15 protein-coding genes, 1 tRNA gene and 1 pseudogene are annotated in these 16,831 nt (G+C 68.0%); 11 read left to right on the forward strand and 6 right to left on the reverse strand.

What is annotated here, in order from left to right; genetic code table 11:
* Positions 1-730: 730 nt before the first annotated feature.
* Positions 731-802, forward strand: a tRNA-Val gene (locus AC559T_RS29360).
* A gap of 407 nt (positions 803-1,209) precedes the next feature.
* Here AC559T_RS29360 and AC559T_RS29365 read toward each other — a convergent pair.
* The 3 genes from AC559T_RS29365 to AC559T_RS29375 form a co-directional block, all read right to left on the reverse strand.
* The gene (locus tag AC559T_RS29365; RefSeq protein WP_020459472.1) at positions 1,210-1,512 is read right to left on the reverse strand and encodes a transcriptional modulatorof MazE/toxin MazF; all 303 of its coding nucleotides are present in this window, start codon (positions 1,510-1,512) and stop codon (positions 1,210-1,212) included.
* Positions 1,499-1,732, reverse strand: coding sequence for a hypothetical protein (locus AC559T_RS29370; protein ID WP_112107904.1), 234 nt, complete (start codon positions 1,730-1,732; stop codon positions 1,499-1,501). Before AC559T_RS29370 ends, AC559T_RS29365 begins: the two co-directional genes overlap by 14 nt.
* 152 nt (positions 1,733-1,884) lie before the next feature.
* The gene (locus AC559T_RS29375; RefSeq protein ID WP_498870766.1) at positions 1,885-2,577 is read right to left on the reverse strand and encodes a hypothetical protein; all 693 of its coding nucleotides are present in this window, start codon (positions 2,575-2,577) and stop codon (positions 1,885-1,887) included.
* A gap of 546 nt (positions 2,578-3,123) precedes the next feature.
* On the opposite strand from AC559T_RS29375, the gene lnt reads away from it, so the two are divergent.
* From lnt to AC559T_RS29400, 5 genes and pseudogenes are all read left to right on the forward strand, one after another.
* A complete protein-coding gene (lnt, locus tag AC559T_RS29380; RefSeq protein ID WP_131626013.1) occupies positions 3,124-4,761 on the forward strand; it encodes an apolipoprotein N-acyltransferase in 1,638 nt (545 codons plus the stop codon).
* A gap of 120 nt (positions 4,762-4,881) precedes the next feature.
* Entirely contained in the window at positions 4,882-5,175 is a 294-nt protein-coding gene (locus tag AC559T_RS29385) for a helix-turn-helix domain-containing protein (RefSeq protein WP_071061835.1), read from the forward strand.
* An 18-nt stretch (positions 5,176-5,193) separates the two neighbouring features.
* Positions 5,194-5,283: pseudogene (locus AC559T_RS29390) on the forward strand (MmyB family transcriptional regulator); the annotation flags it as partial.
* Positions 5,284-5,339: 56 nt separating this feature from the next.
* Positions 5,340-5,603, forward strand: a complete 264-nt coding sequence (locus tag AC559T_RS29395; protein ID WP_112107902.1) for a hypothetical protein — start codon at positions 5,340-5,342, stop codon at positions 5,601-5,603.
* A complete protein-coding gene (locus tag AC559T_RS29400; RefSeq protein WP_498870767.1) occupies positions 5,600-5,767 on the forward strand; it encodes a hypothetical protein in 168 nt (55 codons plus the stop codon). The genes AC559T_RS29395 and AC559T_RS29400 overlap by 4 nt, the downstream gene beginning before the upstream one ends.
* Positions 5,768-5,928: 161 nt before the next feature.
* Here the strand turns inward: AC559T_RS29400 and AC559T_RS29405 are convergent, their stop codons facing one another.
* Positions 5,929-7,056, reverse strand: a complete 1,128-nt coding sequence (locus AC559T_RS29405) for a glycoside hydrolase family 53 protein (RefSeq protein ID WP_235014371.1) — start codon at positions 7,054-7,056, stop codon at positions 5,929-5,931.
* Between the two features lie 810 nt (positions 7,057-7,866).
* On the opposite strand from AC559T_RS29405, the gene AC559T_RS29410 reads away from it, so the two are divergent.
* Both AC559T_RS29410 and AC559T_RS29415 read left to right on the forward strand, forming a co-directional pair.
* On the forward strand, positions 7,867-9,567 hold the full coding sequence (locus tag AC559T_RS29410) for a glycosyltransferase family 2 protein (protein WP_498870768.1): 1,701 nt from the start codon (positions 7,867-7,869) through the stop codon (positions 9,565-9,567).
* 1,222 nt (positions 9,568-10,789) lie between these two features.
* Positions 10,790-12,436: a vanadium-dependent haloperoxidase gene (locus AC559T_RS29415; RefSeq protein WP_498870769.1), complete on the forward strand. Its 1,647-nt coding sequence runs from the start codon at positions 10,790-10,792 to the stop codon at positions 12,434-12,436.
* Between the two features lie 121 nt (positions 12,437-12,557).
* Here the strand turns inward: AC559T_RS29415 and AC559T_RS29420 are convergent, their stop codons facing one another.
* Positions 12,558-12,980: a WD40 repeat domain-containing protein gene (locus tag AC559T_RS29420; protein ID WP_498870770.1), complete on the reverse strand. Its 423-nt coding sequence runs from the start codon at positions 12,978-12,980 to the stop codon at positions 12,558-12,560.
* A 368-nt stretch (positions 12,981-13,348) separates the two neighbouring features.
* Here AC559T_RS29420 and AC559T_RS29425 point away from each other — a divergent pair, with 368 nt between their 5' ends.
* From AC559T_RS29425 to AC559T_RS29435, 3 genes are all read left to right on the forward strand, one after another.
* Positions 13,349-13,780 (forward strand): hypothetical protein, encoded by a 432-nt coding sequence (locus tag AC559T_RS29425; RefSeq protein WP_112107899.1) that lies wholly within the window; start codon positions 13,349-13,351, stop codon positions 13,778-13,780.
* A gap of 139 nt (positions 13,781-13,919) precedes the next feature.
* The gene (locus AC559T_RS29430) at positions 13,920-14,552 is read left to right on the forward strand and encodes a DUF1003 domain-containing protein (RefSeq protein ID WP_498870771.1); all 633 of its coding nucleotides are present in this window, start codon (positions 13,920-13,922) and stop codon (positions 14,550-14,552) included.
* A gap of 1 nt (position 14,553) precedes the next feature.
* Positions 14,554-15,582: a diacylglycerol/lipid kinase family protein gene (locus tag AC559T_RS29435; protein WP_498870772.1), complete on the forward strand. Its 1,029-nt coding sequence runs from the start codon at positions 14,554-14,556 to the stop codon at positions 15,580-15,582.
* Between the two features lie 263 nt (positions 15,583-15,845).
* Here AC559T_RS29435 and AC559T_RS29440 read toward each other — a convergent pair whose 3' ends face one another.
* Positions 15,846-16,688, reverse strand: coding sequence for an alpha/beta hydrolase family protein (locus tag AC559T_RS29440; RefSeq protein WP_498870773.1), 843 nt, complete (start codon positions 16,686-16,688; stop codon positions 15,846-15,848).
* Between the last annotated feature and the right edge of the window lie 143 nt (positions 16,689-16,831).

A 16,831-nucleotide genomic window follows, 5' to 3' on the forward strand; every position in this document is an offset into this window, starting at 1 on the left:
CCCGGCGTGGCATGGCACGGGCGACGTGCGCCGCCGGTCTTCGAGGACGGGGAACCTCATGCCGTGTTTCCGCTGCAGTACGCGACAGACCGACCCAGTCCGGGGCGCGAGCCCCTGGCAACGCGCGGTCGTCGGCGGCGAACAGGTCCTGGTCTGCCCGACCTGCCGCCCCTCCCCGGAGTGGGAGAAGATCCTTGACCGCTGCGACCGCTGCGCCTCGACCCACCTGGCGAAGGCCCTCGGCACGGTGTTCTGCCGGGCCTGCGGCGCGCGGAAATCCTCCGAACAGCAGCCCGCCGGGCGCTCGCCAGCCCCTGAACCGCCCTCATCGGCTCGCGAACCGTTCTCAGCCACGCCCGGACTGTCCTCACTCATCCCCGAACCGTCGCGGACCGCCTCCGACGTGCCAGAGACCACAACCGGTGCTCTGCGCCCGCCGGCCGCAGGATCCGCCAAGGGCGTGCCGGCCGCCACAGACACTCCCAACGCCTCCGCGGGACGTCATGGCGGGGAACCAGCCGTGGAGGGGCCTGAGCGTGCCCTCAGCGGCGACCTCGCCGCCGATGTGGACGCAGCCCTCACCCGCATGTTCGGGCGACCGCGCCCGGTTTCCTGACCCACGATCCGGGATCATCCGCTAACGTTGCGACCGGGCACGGTCACCTCACCGATCCGGCGATCGGCCGTGCCACCGGACGGACGATGCCTGCGTAGGCTGGGCATCCACCCCGGGCGCGTAGCTCAGCGGGAGAGCGCTCGCCTTACAAGCGAGTGGTCGCAGGTTCGATCCCTGCCGCGCCCACGCGCTGGTTCCGCGTGTTCGCTTGATTTTTGATCAAGCTCGCGACCAGCTGCTATGTCCCCTCGGCGGCGGATCCTCGAACGCCTCGACGGATACAGAGATCGTTCCGTAGGCCCGCGTGTAGAGCACAGCGTTCAGGCACAACACAAGTTTTCGATCATGCAGGTACCCGGCCAGGCTCACGGGACGTCCCTGATTGTCGGCGGTTGCCCGGGAACATCGAGCATCGACGATCTGACCGTCGAGATGTCATCCGTCGCGCCGCGGACCCTGTCCAGGATCGTCCGCAGCAACGCTCGTCGTACCAGCCTGGTGTTGACCGCGACGACTGAACCCGAGGCGGTTCACGCCCGACGCGGGTGCCGTCGCTCAACTGATCGAAGGCGCTGCTGCTTGCTGGCTCGCCTTTAGTGTCCGAGGACGCGGCGCAGGATCTGGTCGACCCGCTGCCATGCGTCGGAGGGGATGGGGCCGAGTGGATGGGACAGTCCGGAGACCGGCATCCACGCGACGAGTTCGGGCAGGATCGTGCCCCTGATCGGGGTGGTGATCCCGGCGTCGGCGGCGTAGTCGTCGTGGGGCAGCGGTTCACCGGGGATGACCGGGCAGGTCACGACTCGGCCCGTACCCGCTCGGTTGTACAGGTCGGCTGAAACGATCAGGGCGTGGGCTGGCGCGTCCGCGCGCGCCCACACCTCACCCTGCTGCACGGCGGCGCAGCTCCTCCAGACGGGCGAACTCGGCGTCGAGGGCCTTGGGAGTCACTCCGAGCGCTGCGTTGCGCTGCTGCTGTCGAGCGAACCGGGCTGTCCAGATGGCCTCGGTCAGGGTCTTGTCGACCCAGGCTGACAGGGTGAGTCCGGCGGCTTCGGCCTGAGTTCGAGCGTCCTGCAGGGTGGCCTCACGAACCGACACGCTCAGATTCGGCATGCTACGCATCATAGGACGGCCCATCCCATCAGCAGTGCGATCTTGCTCTTCGCCGCGCCGTCCGGGAGGGTCCGGCCCAACCGGACCTCCACGCCCGCGCGGCGCCGGAGTCGAGGCCCGCCTCCGGCTCTGGTCCGCGTGAGGCGAGTCATTCAGTGGGCTGTCCGCGGCGGGGTCGGGTTGATGCTGTCGCTGTCCCAAGTGATCCGCTGGTCGACTGGGACGGGCATGGCTTCGAGCTGGTCGTCTGCGGTGAGGACGTTGATGCAGGCCCGGCTGCCGCCGACGTAGGTGGTCATCAGGTCCACATCGGTGGCGACGCACCATGCGCGGTCCTCGGGCCACCACAGGCTGGCCCGCCGATCCCAGGGTGGATGCTCCAGCGATGCGGTCGCCGCAGTCAGTGGGCCGGTCAGCAGGACCATGGGACGGTGCGTCATGGCGATGGTCGGAATTCCGGCGGTGGGCACGGCGAGTGCGCCGAATCCTCGCCATACGGCGAACCAGCACCGATTCGCGGTGGTCGTGTGCCGAGCGAGCAGGCCGGAAAGACGTGCTGTCTGTGGAACGGGGAGGGATCCTTGCGTTGGTTGGTTGTTCCACAGACCGGGCTGATCGCTGCTGCCCTGCAAGTATTGCCAGGAGCCAGTGATGGAGATCCACTCCATGGAGGGGTGGGGTAGGCGTCCATTTCCGTGGGCCACGGTGGTCCAGCGAACTTCGGCCTCGTCCAGATAGGCCGGGTGGAACACGCGGGCGTACGCGGCGAAGCTCCGCGGCACCAGGGAGCCGACGGTGTAGCCGGGGCCGCGGGTTCCGTCCACGACCCAGCCCGCCGGGCTCACGTCGGTGACCAGCTCGGGTCCACCGATGGTAAACGGGGTTCCTTCCATGCGTTCAGTGTCACCGGGAGGCGGTGGCGGCACAACAAAGCTCGTACGGGAGGATGGCGCCTAGGATCGAGGTGAACATGATTTTCCCCACGTTGTGATCGCCTGAGTCATCGCCCGAGAGATTGTTTAGACACAATTGTGCGCCCGACGCTTAGTAGCGACCTTCATATATGCAGGTCGAGTACAGTGTTTGCCCTCTGGAGCCTTACAAGTGAGTGGTCGCAGGTTCGACCCCTGCCGCGCCCACGCGCTGGTTCCGCATGCTCGTTGATCTCCGATCAAGCTCGTGACCAGCCGCGATATCTTTCGGGGACCGGTGCAACCCCATGAGCAACGCGCAGCGTGACCACCGTCGCGGGAGTGATTGGTCAGTCGGGTTCCGCTCAGGCGGTCGTCGAGTCGGGCCAGGGCCGAGTGGTTCTCCGCCTTCGACGAGCGGGAGTGGCCGGGCGGGCTCCTCCGGGCGCACGCCGCCGGGCCCGGTAGCACCATCGAGACATGGCCAGCAGCGCCGGCCGCCCCGTGTCCGTCGACGCGGGCGGGCATGTGTGGCTGGTGCCGACCCGGTGGTCCCGGTGGCGGTACCGGGCGCTGTCCGCGTTGCTCGGGGCGGTGCCCGCCGTGGCGTTCCCCGCGCTGTCGGCGTGGCCGGTCGGCTTCGTCGGGGTGGTGCCGGCAACCCTGGTGATCGTGGCGGCCGCCGTCCCGCGGGAGGCGGCGATCCGTGCCTGGTGCGGCGGTACCGGGTTCTTCCTGGCGACCTGCTATTGGCTGGTTCCGAACACCGGTCCGTTCATCGTCGTCCTCGGTCTGGCGCTCGGCGTCACCTGGATGCCGTGGGGTGTCCTGGTCTGGACGGCTCTGCGCCCCCGGCTGCCCTCCCAACCGCCCGGGTACCGCCGTCTCGCCTGGGCGCTGGTCGCCGTCCCGTCCGGCTGGGTGATCGGGGAGTTCGCCCGGTCGTGGGAGGGCTTCGGTGGGCCGTGGGCGCTGCTCGGTGCCAGCCAGTGGAACGCCCGACCGTTTCTGCCGCTGGCCGCCGTCGGCGGGGTGTGGCTGCTGAGCTTCCTGCTCGCTGCGGTCAACCTGCTGGTGGCTGCCGCGGTCATGCCGGGCCTGCGGTCGGGGCGGCGGCGACCGTGGCGGGCTGGCGTCGCGCTCGCAGCCGGCCTGCTCGTTGCCGTGATGGTGGCCGGTGCGGCGGCCGTGCCCACCCCGGCCAACACCGGCACGCTCACCGTTGGTGGCGTCCAGCCAGGCGTCGTCCACGGTGCCGACGTGCGGTTCGCCGACGGTGAGGCGGCCACCAGAAGCCTGGTCGGCACCGGGGTCGACCTGGTCGTGTGGGGGGAGAGCAGCGTCGGGTTCGACCTCGTCGACGACCAGGCACGGCTGCGCCGGCTCGAGGATCTGTCCCGCATGCTCGGTGTCCCGGTCTTGGTCAACACCGATGCGCGGCGTGCTGATGAGGTCGCCAGCCCCGACGACGGGGGCGGGGGGATCTACAAGTCGGCAGTGCTGGTCGGACCGGACGGCCCGCGCGGGCGGTACGACAAGATGCGGCTGGTGCCGTTCGGGGAGTACATCCCCCTGCGCCCCGTCTTCGGTTGGCTGACCGCGGTGACCGAGGCAGCCGCTGAGAACCGCCGCAAGGGCGTCCGGCTTACCGTGCTCGCCGCGGGGAAGCCGGACGGCAGGACGATCCGGCTCGGTCCGCTGGTCTGCTTCGAGTCGGCCTTCCCGGACATGACCCGCCGTCTGGCGAACGACGGCGCGGACGTGGTCGTCGTCCAGTCGGCCACCTCGACCTTCCAGGACAGCTGGGCACCCGATCAGCACGCCAGCCTCGCCGCGCTGCGGGCGGTCGAGGCGGGACGGCCTGTCCTTCACGCCACGCTGACCGGCGTGTCCACCGCCTTCGACGCCTCCGGCCGGCAGTTGTTCCGCCTGGGCAGGGACGGGCGCGGCGCCTATGTCGTAGACCTGCCGCTGACCAGCGCGACCGGCACCCCGTATGCCCGCCTCGGCGACTGGGTGCCCCTCGGCTCGCTCGCCATCGTCGCGGCCGTCGCGCTCGATGCCGCGGTGCTGCGGGCGGTCCGTCTGCACCGCGCCAGGCGCTTCACGGCGGGGTGATTCGGGGTGGCAGGGTGGGGCTGTCCGCGCCGACGAGGCTGTGCGGCGTAGTCCGAGGCATGGGCGCGATTCCCTGCCAGGGAAGGGATCCCGCCCGGGCTGCACCGTACGGTGCGTGTCATGTCGGTACCGCAGTCCGCGTCACCTGCCGGTCCGCCGCTCGGAGAGCAGCTGCGCCACTGGCGGCGGGTACGCCGGATCAGTCAGCTGGAGCTCGCGTCGGCGGCGGGCAGCACGCCCCGTTACGTGAGCTTCATCGAAAGCGGCCGGGCGCAGCCCAGCCGACAGATGATCGGGCGGTTGGCCCGCGCCCTGGACGTGCCGCTGCGGGAGCGCAACGTGCTCCTGCTGGCCGGCGGCTACGCGCCGGCATACACCGCGGAGCCGCTGGACAGCCCCAGCTGGACCGCGTGAACACGGCGCTGTCGGCCCATGCTCCGCGGCCACGATCCGTTGCCGGCGGTGGTGCTGAACCGCAGCTGGGACCTGGTGCGGGCCAACAACGGTGCCCGGCTGCTGTTCGGGCGGCTGTATGTGGAGTCCGCGAACGTCCTCCAGATGGTTATCGAGCCGGGCCGGTGCGGCGTGCGGTGCGCAACTGGCACAGCGTCGTCCCGCATCTGCTGGAACGGGCCCGGCGCGAGGCTGTGGGCGGAGTATTGGATGAGCGCACCGATGCGCTGGTGCGCCGGCTGCGTGCGCGAGCCGACGTCGCCGCGCTGCTCGCCGCCCCCGAGCCGTGGGACGCCGCCGCGCCCGTGATCGACGTGCGGTTCGACGTGGCCGGCACGCCCTTGACCTGTTCTCCGTCGTCACATCGATCGGCACGCCGATCGATGTGACCGCGCAGGAACTACGACTGGAGTCGTTCTTCCCCAGCGACGACGCCACCCGGGCGGTCTGGTCCCGCCTGTGCGCCGCAGGGGAGCAACATGGTGTCGTTCCCGGTGAGGTTCGGGCCTCTCCCGAGGACACGCGGGACGAGATACCAGGTGCCCCGCGCTGAGACGATTCCGAGTCGTCGTCCGGCCTGTTCGCGAAGGCTGTCCTTGGTGAGGATGCCCCGCTGCTGGTAGATGCCGACCTCAATCCGGGTCCGGAGGGGATAGGCCCCTACGCGGCGTCGTCCCGGCGGTCGTCCTCTTCGTCGCCTGGTGTGATCCGCGTTCACAGGCCGGTGGCGTCGGGGGGTGCGAACGCGGCGAGGCTGGGCAGCCCGACCCCGTCCCGGTCGAACATCGCGAGGTTCGCTCCGGGGATCGGCTCGCCGGGTTTGGGGGCAACTGTGAGCCAGCCGGGCTCCCAGGCGAGGAACCCCAGGCCTCGGCCGTCCGGAACGTCGTGGAGGATCTGCCGCAGCTCGGCGAAGAAGGCTGCCTGCCCGGCCGGCGTCGCCGGCACCGTCATGGCGTCCGGTAGCTGGTCGGGGGACGTGACCCAGTCGCCCGGCCCGGGGTCGACCAACGTCCACGGATACGCGGTCTCCGCGATGAGGATGTCCCGGTGGTACTGCCGGGCCAGGCCGTCGAGCGTTGCCCGTAGCGCCGCCAGGGAGCCGGTCCAGTACGGGTAGTAACTCACCCCGATGACGTCGAACGCGGTGACGCCCGCCTGGATGAGGTTGCCGAAGAAATACTCCGAGCGGCCGAGGTCGCCCCCGCTGTCGACGTGGAGGACGATGGCCACGGGCCGGCCCGACGTGCCTTCGCGGGCACCCTCGATCGCGCTGTTGACCAGCTCCGCGAGGCGTGACCACTGTGTTCGTGTGCCGTCCCGGACATCGCCGAGCGGCCAGAGCATCCCGTTGGTGATCTCGTTGCCGATCTGAACCATGTCGACGGGCGTTCCCTGCGCCGCCAGTCTGGCGACCAGACCGCGTGTGTATTCCCGGACCTTCGCTGCCGTCGTCACGAGATCGGCGCCACGCCACGCCACCGGGATCTCCTGTGAATGCGGGTCCGCCCAGAAGTCGGAATAGTGCGGATTAAGCACTATTCTTAGCCCCGCGTCCGTCGCGCGGCGTGCCAGGGTGAGGACAGACTGCTCGTCGCTGTATCCGGCGGGTGGATCGACCCAGACCCGGAGCCGGACGTAGTTCGCGCCGTGCGCCGCAAGGATCCTTTCGATGGGGAGGCGCCGCCCGCCGTCGGAGAGGCCGGTCCCAGCGGCCTCCTCCTGGAGCGTGAACGAGATGTCCGCGCCCCGGACGCTGAGGACCTCGCGTGACGGTCTGTCGCGCCCGGTCAGGACGGTGACCGTTACCGCCACCGTACCCGCGGCCACGATCAGGCTCACGATGTGAATCACGCGCGCGGCGCTGCCCCGCATGGGTCTCGGTTCCTCTTCCCGCAGGTCGCCTGCCCGTCAGCCGTCAGCCGTCCGCCGTGTGCGTGCCCGGGGACGGTGACTCCGGGCTGCCGATTCACCGCGTTGTCGTGGAGCGCGCTCGGCGCGCGTACCGCCGGTGAAATATACCGCTTCGCCGACTTTCCGATCCTCGATCTTGGTTGCTGGTCTACATGGACTCTCGCCCGGTGGCGCCGGACCGTCGGTGTCGGTGGTCGCTCTGGGTAATGAGGTTGTCGCGAAAGGTGCCAAGCGTTGCCAGTCGGATGATAGTGGTCTAGCCTCGAACATCATCCGGGCTATGCTGACCTTTGTGTGGGTGCCCCGGTCGAATGCCTGGGCTTGGGGGGCGGACTTGCGGTGGCAGGTCATCGGGCGACGAGCTGATCGTCAGTGTTGGTCATGACGATGAAAGATCACTGTTTGTCGCGGAGGCGTTCGCCGGAGCGGGGTGCTTCTACTCGCGGGTGATCCCTTCGCCTCTGTAGCCTCGCCTTTCTTCTGTGTGACCGGCGGTGGCGCTCTTCCTCTCCGTGCACCTTGTGTGCGGGGACGCATGGTGGCTCTTTTCTTCGCCGCTCGTCGAAACGAGCGCGCGCATTCTTCTGGGGGAGACCGGTGAATGGTCCGGTGCGCGAGGCGTACGTTTCGGAGGATCTGGCGGGTGGTGTCGGGCCGCTGACCGTCCCCCTGCAGTACCAGAGGTTAACGCCAAGCCTCCTGGAAAATTCCGGGAACCGGGTCCGGTCGACGGCCGTGATGAGCCGGTGGCAGAAACTGCAGTACTGGCTGATCACGGTGGGGTGGCTGGCTGCCACGGTGTTCTTCTGGTGGTGGTGGCTACGCGCCGACAACGTCGGCTCGATCGTGCTGTTCGTGCTGATGTCGGTGTCCTTCTTCTACGTGGGTACCCTCCTGGCGGGGATGTATCTGATTTTTGTCGGGCACATGCGGCGGCCCGTTCCCATTCCGGTGCGCCAGGCGGAGATCTCGGCGCCGATCCGGCGGGTTGCCGTCATCAGCCTCACCGTCCCCGGCTCGGAGTCCCTCGAGATCGTCCGTCGCCAACTGGTGGCGATGAGCAGGATCAGATATCCGCACGACAGCTGGATACTCGTCGACAAGGTCTCCTCACCGGAGATCGAGGAGCTCGCCCGGTCGGTAGGTGTCCGATACTTCTCGCGGCATGACGAGGCCCGCTGGGGGCGGGAGGGGGTGGCCGGCTGGAATCGCCGGAACCCGCCGTTCAAACGCAAGACCAAGGCCGGCAACGTCAACAGCTGGCTGGATGCCCACGGCCACGAGTACAGCCACTTCACCCAGCTCGACATCGATCACATACCGAACCCCGACTACCTGGACCGGGTGCTCGGCTACTTCGCCGACCCAAAGGTCAAGTGGGTGCAGGCGCCGAGTGTGTACGGGAATTTCGAACACTGGACCGCCCGGGGCGCGGCCGAGCAGGAACTGGGTCTGCAGGGACCGCTTCAGATGGGGTTCTTCGGGTTCTCGCGGACGCCCTTCATCATCGGGAGTCACTGCACCTACGACACGGCCGGCATCCTCGAGATCGGCGGGTTCCAGCCGACCAGGGCGGAGGACCACCTCGACACCGTCTGCCTGGCTGCGCGCGGATACCAGGGCGTCTTCGTCCCGGATGTCATCGCGACCGGTGACGGGCCCGAGACGTTCGAGACTTATCTGTCGCAGCAGTTCGCGTGGGCGTACTCGATGATCGAGGTCCTCCTGCGGCACACGCCCCGACTGCTCCGCCGGTACGGACTGCGGCAGGCCGTCCAGTTTCTCTTCGCTCAGACCTGGTACACCCTCTGGTCGCTGTCGATGCTGATCCTCTTCGCGCTGCCGCTTCTCGCGCTCTGCCTGAACCAGGCCATCGCGAAGGTCCACTATCTGGACTTCCTCGCCCACAGCGTTCCGCTGAGCGTCGCCTCGCTGCTGATCTGGTGGTGGAGCCGGCCGTGGCACGTGCCGACCGGTATACGGCTGACCTGGCGCGGGATCGTCCTGCATGCCGCCCGTTGGATCGTGGTCCTCTCCGCGCTCGTCCAGGTCGTCCTCAGAGTCAAGAAGCCATACATGATCACGAAGAAGGGAGTGGGGGGTGAGGCCGGAGCCGTCTCGCTGCGACCCATGGCTCCCTACGTCGCGATGGTGGTCGTCCCGCTCGCGGCCTGCTGGACCTATCTCACCGTCCATCACGCGGGCGGGAGATCGGGCTATCTCCTGTTCGCCCTGCAGGACTCCCTGACCTTCCTGCTGGTCCTGTCCGTCGTGATCCTGCAGGAGGTCCGGCTGTCCGGAGACGGGGGTACGCCGCTCGCCGTTCGGCTGCGCCGCGCGGCGGCGCCGTTGGCTATGACGGGACTGCTCACGGCCGCGACAGTTGCCACCGCGATCGCCTCCTGGCACCCGATCTGGGCGGCGCTCTCCTCTGCGTGAGGTCGTGCGGGCGGGTGCGCGCCTCAACGGATGCCGTCGTCGACAGTGCCTGACCGGGGGCCATGGAGAAGGCGGGCTTCGGATACGCGCAGACGGCCGGCGTCACCCGCGGCTGGTGTGAGCGGGCCCCGTCCACTTTCGGGGCCGACAGCCCCTACGTCGGACGTGCCGGTCATGATATCACCTTCCTCGGCCATTCCGGTGTGCTGGCCGCGATGGGGAGCAGCTCCCGTGGATGTCCCGGGCACTGATCGCCGCGCCCGTGGCCGGTGCCGTCGCGGCGATGGCCGTGGCCGCCGCGTTCGCCGGTGCGGCTCGCACCGACACCCGCTGTTTCCGTCGACGCCTCCATCGCGGACGCGTCGACGTGGCTGTTGTCCGGCATGCCGGGCTGCTTCGCCGGCGGTGCGTCCAGGATGGGATGGGCCGCGGGCCGACGGCTCTACCGATCTGCCAACGACCGATAGGTGACCGCCTCGGCGGCCGAACCCCGGACCTGGCGTGCCCTCTGCGGCGTCCTCGAAGCCGACGATCTCGTTGACCGGCTGACGGTGTCCGCCGAGGAACAGGCGGTCCAGTCGAACGGGCGGGCGGTGCTCGCTGGGAAAGCCGTGCCTGGCTCGACGTCGCCTGACCGCGCGAAGCCCCCTCGAGCGAGCCATCGCTCTCGCCGGCGCTCCAGTACGACTCGCTCAGGAGGCCCGGCAGTGCCGTGAGGAGTGTGATCTCCACGGCATCGGGTTCTCGAAATCGCCTCGATCGAGATCGTTGAGACACAACACAATTGTGTGCCCAACACTCCGGGGTGACCTGCGTTCATACAGGTCAACTACGGCGCTGGCGCGGTGGCGCCTTACAGGCGAGTGGTAGCAGGTTCGATCGATGATCAGGTGCCTGCAAAAGTGCGATAGCGCGGATATTTTAAATCCTGCCAATAGTACTACAGTAAAACCCCTCGCGATCCGGAAGTGTACCTTCCCTCCGGCCGGCTACACCTATCGATCTCCGTGGCTACGGGACTTCATGTATGGCGTGTCGTCGACGACACGCCAGGAGGTTTTGCTGTAATAGCGGCGGACTGTTGGTCCCGAAGCAAAGAATCCCCATGATGCCGGCAAGGGAGAAGGTAGGTATGAGAAACCGACAATTAAGTCGTAAAGGATTTCTGGCGGGAATTTGTGGTGCCACCCTGTCCTGCCTGGCTGCGGCTACCGTCCCAATCATGTCGGCGTCACCCGCATCCGCATCAACCGAAACCGATAGAAATATAATCATCGACTGGTACCAGACCAGTGGGTTTCTGCTGTTCAACAGGGGTTTGACCAGCGCAACCCCGCCGTGGGTCTCCGCACCCGACAAGGCGATGGTCAACGGTGCGGTCTATGACGCGACAAACGGGATCTCCCGTACCCATCAGGCATACGTTGCCATACCCCCCTCGGCGGATCCGGGCGACTCTGTGGGAGCGGCGGCGGCGACAGCTTCCTACAGGGTGTTGTTGAGCCTCCTCCCGGAGATGGAAGCAACGCTCGATTCCAAATACCAGTCCACCCTTGCCTTGATTCCCAACGGCCCAGCGAAGAACGGCGGCATCGCTGTGGGTGAGGAGGCTGCATCGGCGATGCTCGCCGCCCGCCAGAACGATGGGCGCAATGCGGAAGACGAGACCTTCCCAATCGGAAACGAGCCTGGGGAATTCCGGCCGGTACCTCCGAGCTACCAACTGGATGCCCATGCGTGGGTTAGGAATGTGAAGCCGTTCCTAATTCCCGGAGTTGAGCGATTTCAGGTTGAAGCGCCGATCCCGCTGACAAGTGAACGGTACGCGGCAGACGTCAACGAGACAAAGAGCCTGGGGTCGCAGTCAAGCACGACGCGGACGCCGGAACAACTTGATGTCGGACTATATTGGCAACAGGCGCCGTGGGGCGACATCGCCGCGCAACTCGCCCGGCGTCAGAGCCTTGATGGGTCGGAGACGGCTCGCCTGTTCGCCATGACAGCTCTTGCGGAGGCCGACGGCCAGATAATGGTTGGCCACAACAAGTACCTCTACCACAGGTGGCGGCCGGTTACGGCGATCCGCGAGGCTGACGCAGACGGGAACCCGGCGACAGCGGTCGATCCGGATTGGTTGCCGTTGGAAGACCAGTCGGAGTGGGAGCATCCGGAATACCCGGCGGGCCACAACTACGCTGCTGGAGTGTACACGAGGGCGTTCGAGGATTTCTTCGGCAGTGACACCATCGCCGGAGGCGCGATCAGTGTCTTCAGTCGGTCTTCCAACACAACCCGGAGCTTCACGAGCTTCTCTCAAATGGCAGAAGAGATGATCAATGCTCGGATCAACGTGGGGGTTCACTTCCGTACCAGTGGTGAGGTGGGTACGAGGGGTGGTCAAAAAATCTCTGACTACGAGTTCGAGAACTACTTCCAGTCGTGTGACCACACTGTGGCCGGCACTCATCAGGGTTCGCTGAGCTTGACCACGGGTGTTACGTGCCTGGCACCAGGCGCCAGAGTGACCGGTTCGATTAATGTCTCGGGTGGCGCTGGTTTCGTCGCTGATAAAGCCAGCATCGGCGGGTCGATCAACACCGGTGGCGCGACCAGAGTTCACATCCGTGACGTCGGTGTCGGTGGGTCGCTCAGCATCGGCCAGACAACCGGACAGGTGCTCGTTTCTCACACGAATATCGGGTCCTCAGTGCTGATAGTTAACAACAACACAGGGCAAAGGCCGATTGTGGTGTCGGGGAACCATATCGGCGGTAGCCTGTCCTGCTCTGGTAATCAGCCCGCACCTGTCAACTATGGAGCGCTGAACACCGTCGGGGGTTGGAAGAGTAATCAGTGCAGCAGTCTCTGAATTGAGCCTGAACAAGGGAAGACCGTTGCACCACCCGTCACCCGACTGATAGGTGGTGCAACGGTCGACCCCCGATCGTCCGCACCGCGGTGCCGCAAATTTTGGTTCGCGCGGCTCCTGGTCAGGGAAGGGCCCACAGTCGTATTGTGTTGTCCTTGCTGCCGCTGGCAAGGGTTTGGTTGTCCGGCGACAACGCTACCGACCAAATCCAGTCAGTGTGACCGGTCAGGGGCAGACCAGGTGGGCGGGGATGGGACCGGTCGGTCACGTCCCATATTCGTACGGTGTCGTCGTAGCTTCCGCTGACCAGGGTGTCGCCGTCCTGAGAGAACGTCACCGGTCCGACGGTGTTGGTGTGGCCGGTGATCGGTGCCCCGGGTAGACGGGGAGTAGACCGGTCGGTGACGTCCCAGAGTCGGATTGCGGTGTCCCTGCTGCTGGCCAGGGTGTGACCGTCCGGGGCGAACGCCATCGAGAACACCGAGTTGGTGTGGCCGGCGAGGGGCTGGCCGAGCGGGGCTTGGTGCGCCCTGGTCGGACACATCCCACAACCGCACTGTCTGGTCGCCGGAGCCGGTCGATACCGCGGCTCGGACCACCGGGCAGCTGCTGGCCGACCTGCGGGCGGTCACCGGCACCGCCCTGCCCCTCGGCCAGCCGTCGCCCGTCCCCGGGAGCAGACCGGGATAAAGACGGGCAGTGGACCAAATCGTCGCGAGAAATAGGACGACTTCGCCATGTACGCCTTTGGGTGCAACAGGGATATCGGGAGGTAAGCCCCAGGTGGGCTAACGTGGGCCGCCACGACCCCTCCCGTGTTCAGGAACCGGGGGTAAAGGGCACGTACGACTATGACCAGGCGGCTGCCGAAGCAGCCGGAATCATGCAGAGATCCCCGGGGAGGGTCAGTCGATGAAGTCGCTGTCCGAACAACTCACCGAACTTTCCGACCGGACGAGGCACGTCGAGGACGTCGTCGGTGCGGCGCGGGAGAAGAACCGGGCGCGCCTCGAGGCGCAGCGGGAATCGATCAAGACGTCGGCCGAAGCCGGCGCGGCCAAGGCATCGGAGCAGATCGCGCAGGCGGAAGCCGGCGCGGAGGCGCGGTGGAACGCCGTGCGGTCGTCGGTGAACGAGCGGTTCTCCGAGTTGCGCGCCGAGGCGGAGCAACGGCGCGCCGAGCGGGACGTCCGGAAGGCCGAGCACCGCGCCGACAGGGCTGAGGAGGACGCCGTCGACGCCATCGACGTGGCGCTCCTCGTGATCGACCAGGCCGAGTACGCCATCGCCGACGCCGTCATCGCCCGCGCCGAGGCTGACGAGTTTGCCTCGAGCCGCAGCTAGCGCTTCCGCGGCACTCGTCGGGAATGTGCCGGGAAGCACCCGGAAAGCACCACGTCGAACGAGCACCAGGCAACGGGGCGAGCCCCCAGCGGCGCAACCACCGCCCATCTGGGGTCAGCGGTCGACGGATACGGACGCCTTGGCGGCCACGCGGCGGCTCATCGGCCGGTCAGCCACCCGGCGCGTGGTCGCCATGGGCGACCGACCGATCTTCCCGGGTGAAAAGCGTACGATTTCGCTGAGCCCTTCGGACACACCAGTGGCGAAGAACCTGTCGTTGCTCGGCGGATTCGACGCGCCTGAACGAAGGACCCCTACCGTGCTGCCCACGACCAGGAAAGCCACGAGCGCGCAGCGACAATTTCACCCGGCCGTCGTGTCCGAATTGCGTCGGCGACGCGACGACATCCAGTTGCGGATCGCCGACAGCATCATCGCCTTCGCCGGCTCGATGCAGTTCGTCTATCTGCACGCTGCCCTCTTCGCGGCCTGGACGATCTGGCTGGAGAAGCACCTTTGGCCGACCCTGACGCTGTTTGTGTCGCTTGAGGAGATCTTCCTCTCCACCTTCGTGATGATCGGCCAGAACCGCCAGTCCGCCTTTGCGCAAGAAAAAGCAAACCACGACTTCCATGTGGCCGAGCAGGACCTTCACGAAGACACCGAGCTTACTCGTCTGGTCCACGACCTTCTCGTCGAGATCCGCAACGGCTCCTGGGAGCAGGCGGAACGCGCGGTCGAAGAGCGGACGGGAGTGGGGGGAGGGGAGTGAGGTGGCATCGCTCGACCCGTCGGCGACGAGCCCGTCCGATCGCCGGCTGTCGCGTTACGGCTGGCAGCCCGTCGGCCCGCCGCGCCGGCCGGTGTTGTTCATCAACCCGAGGTCCGGTGGTGGCACGGCGGCTCGCGCCGGGCTGGCCGAGCGGGCCCGCGAACGCGGGGTAGAGTCGGTCCTCCTGGCCCCGGGCCAGAACCTGGCAACGCTGGTTGACGACGCCGTGGCCAGCGGCGCCGACGCGGTCGGGATGGCCGGAGGCGACGGGTCGCTGGCGGTGGTGGCCACCGCCGCCGCCGCGCACGGGCTGCCCTTCATCTGCGTCCCCGCCGGCACGCGCAACCACTTCGCGCTCGATCTGGGGGTCGACCGACGCGATCCCGGGGGCGCGCTGGATGCCTTCACGGACGGGGTCGAGCGCCGGATCGACGTGGCCGACGTGAACGGCCGCCTGTTCGTCAACAACGTCTCGCTCGGAATCTACGGCGACGCCGTCCGCCAGCCCGCCTACCGCGACGCCAAGCTGAGTACGCTCCTGCGGACCGCCGAGGAGGTACTCGGGCCCAGCTCACCCGCGTCCGATCTGCGCCTGGTCGACGACCTGGGACGCGAACACCATCAGCTCGCCGTGGTGCTGGTGTCGAACAACCCCTACGCTCTGGACCACCCCCTGCACCGCGGCACCCGCCCGGCGCTCGACACCGGCCAGCTGGGAATCGTCATTCTGGACCGCCCCGGCGACGGAGTTCGCCCCCCGGGGCGGGCTTGGAGCGCACAGGGTCTGACGGTCAGCGCCACCGCACCGGTGCACGCGGGCATCGACGGCGAGGCGGCGGAGCTACACCCGCTGCTGCGGTTCGCCGTCCGGCCCGCGGCGTTGCGGGTCCGGATCTCGGCCCGCCATCCCGGCGCCTCGCCGTCAGCGCGGTTCCCGCCCGTCAGACTGCCTGCGCGCCAGGGCGGGTCTCGGCTTCTACGAGCGGGCGATCGGCGTGCGGGCGGACTGGTCCAACCAGGATTTCGCTGAGCTCAGGACCACCTGCGCCACGCTCGCGATCGCCGGCACCCGCACCGTCGCGCTGTTCGCGCCGGACGCCGCCCGCCCGTCCGACAACCGTTCCATGACCCCGACGGCAACCCCGTCAACTTCTTCACCCCGGTGACCCCGGTTGCCATCGCGAAGTTCGGTCAGCTGCGAGCAGCCTCGAGGTGACCGCCTTCGCCTCCCGGAGCCCGGCGGCGATCCGTGAACCACCCGCCGCTCCGGCGGACGATCTCTGCTTGCAGCGGTCACAGGTTCGCGCGGAACCACTCGCTGACCACGCGGTCGACGACTTTGGCCAGCGGGATCTGCGGCGCCGGTTCGATGCCGGGCTGTTCGGCGAGTGGGTGGTCCAGGCCGGCGATCGTGCTCAGACGGACCCGCGCCGGGTCCTGGTACTCGGCCTGGAGCGCGGCCATCAGCTCGCCGGCGTCGGAGCGGCTGATCGGGTAGTCGAGCTCGCCGCTGACCACGAGTACCGCTGGTGCCTGCCGGCGGCCGCTGATCAGCCCGGCATGGGCCACGAAATCCAGATGATCGGCCGCGGCGTGCGCCCGTTCGTCCCATTCGTAGGACGTGCCCGCCGCCGCGGTGAAGACGTCGACCACGGTCCGCGCCCGGATGGCCGGGTTCACCAGCGCCACCGCCGACACCTGGACCGGCACCCGGGCCACCACGTTGAGCGCGACCGTCCCCCCGAGCGACGCGCCGACGATCCCGATCGGCCCGCCGCTGAGGGGGAGCTCGTCCTCCAGCGCGTCGAGCGCCGGCAGGAACTCCTCGGTGGCCTGCCGGACCACCGGATCGACATACCGCAGCACGGGATCGGCCAGCGCGGCCTCGTACGCTCCCTCCACTGGACGTCGGCCGACCAGCGGCATCCCGAGATGCACCCGCCAGGCGGGGACGTCGGCCAGTGGGAGCGCGGCGGCGAACGCGCTGTCCGAACGGGGCGCGTCCATCATGTGCCAGGTCACCACCAGCGGTGCCGGGACGTCGGCGCCGCCGGCTGGCGGCAGTGCCGTGAACGGAACGCCGGCCGCGTATCCAGTGATCGGTCCGCTGTTCCTGCCGGTGGTGGTCTCGGTCATGGTGACGAACCTAGAGCGAGGGGTGAGCCAGGGGGAGGGCGCTCTGCCGGCGGCAGACAGGTCATCGTCACGGTCCGCCGTCGCCGTCCGTCCGGTGGCCGCCCGTTCGGGTCGGGGCACACCCGACGGGTACCACGTTCGAC

This window comes from Frankia sp. Hr75.2, assembly GCF_949319125.1.
Taxonomy (GTDB): Bacteria; Actinomycetota; Actinomycetes; order Frankiales; family Frankiaceae; genus Parafrankia; species Parafrankia soli.